This is a genomic window from Curtobacterium sp. B8 (genome assembly GCF_000333315.1).
Classification (GTDB): Bacteria; Actinomycetota; Actinomycetes; order Actinomycetales; family Microbacteriaceae; genus Curtobacterium; species Curtobacterium luteum.
The window spans coordinates 1-1375 of record NZ_BACW01000537.1 but is presented as its reverse complement, the minus strand read 5'-3'; the positions used below and the strand labels follow the sequence as shown (position 1 = coordinate 1375).

Genomic DNA, 1375 nt, shown 5'->3' with positions numbered 1-1375 from the left:
GCCCGCACGCCGCGTCGGGGGACGGCCCGCACGCCGCCGTCGGTGGCGAGCAGCCCCGTCCCGAGCTGCCGGTGCCGGGCGCCGGCGCCGAGCCCCTCGCGGACGTCCCGCCGCAGCCCGCCACGACCGGGGCGTCCGCGTCGGGCGTCGCTGAAGTTGCTCCTGGAGCCGGGGCGTCGGCTGCGAGTGCCTCCGAGCCGTCCGCGGTCCCGCACGACCCCTCCGCCTCGTGGGTCGAGCACAACGGGCTCGCACTCGACCCCGACGCTCGTCTCGCCGAGGTCGACGGCACCCCGGTGGAGCTCACGAAGACCGAGTTCGACCTCATCGCCACCCTGCTCGAGTCGCGGCGCCGCGTGCGCTCGAAGGCCGACCTGGCCCTGGCGCTGCGGAACGACGCCTACGTCACCACGCACTACGTCGGTGACGCCGACCGCCGGAACGTCGAGGTGCACATGGCGAACCTCCGTCGGAAGCTCGGTGACGACCCCAACGCGCCGCGGTTCGTCGTGACGGTCCGGGGTGTCGGGTACCGCCTGACGGGCCCCGGCGATCCGGGGTTCGCAGCCGGCTGAGTCGCGGTCGCACACGCGGATCAGACCCGGTACCCGAACTGGCGCCGGAGCAGCTTCCCGATCATGCCCAGCGTCTGCAGCGCCGTGATCACCGCCAGCACCGGCCAGCCGAACCACAGGATCGTGGACTGCGCGACGACGTCGAGCTGCAGCCAGCCGTACACCGCGGCCGCCATCACCAGGACGACCACCACCACGGGCGCGAGGTAGCCGTTGCCCGAACCGCGCTCGGCCTTCGCCTGCTCGGCCCAGTTGTCGGTCTGCTTCTTGCTCGCGAACCGCGTCCACGCCCGGAGGAAGTGCCCGAGCCGGATCCACATGTAGACCTCGGCGGGCACCGCAGCCAACGCGAAGACCACGTCACGCCACGTCCGGTGCTTCATCGACGCGACCACGCGCAGGTTGAGGGCGACGGCAGCGATCGGGGGCAGCAGCCACACGGGGCTGAAGACGAAGGCGCCGATCGACAGCGACGCCACCAGCAGGAGCACGAACAGCACGCGGGTGACGAAGTTCGTGAGCATCGACGCGTGCTCGACCCACCGCAGCCGCAGGTTCGGGTGGAACGGCTGCCCCTTCGTGTCGCCGCGCTGCCCGGGCCACATGAGCTCGATCGCGCCGAAGTTCCACTTCACCTGCTGCGCGTCGAGCCCGCGGAGGGTGTGCATCCCGCCCACGTCCGCACGGGCGCGCGCGCTGATCTTCGTGAGGTACCCGGCGCTCTTGATCTGCAGGGACAGCAGCGAGTCCTCGACCTCGCTGTCCTTGACCCAGGGCGACCCCTGGTGGTTGACCTCCAT

The 1375-nt window shown here is 71.8% G+C and carries 1 protein-coding gene and 1 pseudogene; one reads left to right on the top strand and one right to left on the bottom strand.

What is annotated here, in order from left to right:
- A partial coding sequence (locus I59_RS21025) for a winged helix-turn-helix domain-containing protein (protein WP_022904442.1) occupies window positions 1-575 on the top strand: 575 nt, incomplete at its 5' end.
- Window positions 576-595: 20 nt separating this feature from the next.
- On the opposite strand, the pseudogene I59_RS14235 reads toward I59_RS21025, so the two are convergent.
- A pseudogene (locus I59_RS14235) lies at window positions 596-1375 on the bottom strand (glycosyltransferase family 2 protein); the annotation flags it as partial.